At 67.7% G+C, this 597-nt stretch carries 1 pseudogene; it reads right to left on the minus strand.

What is annotated here, in order from left to right:
• Positions 1–597, minus strand: a pseudogene (locus B2284_RS10915) (hypothetical protein); the annotation flags it as partial.

A 597-nucleotide genomic window follows, 5' to 3' on the forward strand; every position in this document is an offset into this window, starting at 1 on the left:
CGAGACGAGGCCGATGCGGCCCTTGCCGGCGATGTTCGCCGGGATGATGCCGGCGTTCGACTCGCCGGGGCTGATGATGCCCGGGCAGTTCGGGCCGAGCAGGCGCGTCTTCGAACCCTTGCTCAAGTTGTAGAACTCGGCCGAGTCCCTCACCGGGATGCCCTCGGTGATGACGACCGCCAGCGGCATCTCGGCCTCGATGGCCTCGACCGCGGCGCTCTTGGCGAAGGGCGGCGGCACGAAGATCACGGNNGCCTCGAGGGCCTCCTTCTTCGCGGCAGCCGTGCCCGCGGAACCGGACACGATGGCGCCGGCGTGGCCCATCGTCTTGCCCTCGGGAGCGGTGAAGCCCGCGACGTAACCGACAACCGGCTTCGTCACGTTCTCCTTGATGTACGCCGCAGCGCGCTCCTCGGCGTCGCCGCCGATCTCACCGATCATGACGATCGCGTCGGTGTCGGGGTCGTTCTGGAACGCCTCGAGCGCGTCGATGTGCGTCGTGCCGATGACCGGGTCGCCGCCGATGCCGATGGCCGTCGAGAAACCGAAGTCACGCAGTTCGTACATCATCTGGTACGTCAGCGTGCCCGACTTCGA

Source organism: Dermacoccus sp. UBA1591 (genome assembly GCF_002322065.1).
GTDB classification, from domain to species: Bacteria; Actinomycetota; Actinomycetes; order Actinomycetales; family Dermatophilaceae; genus Dermacoccus; species Dermacoccus nishinomiyaensis.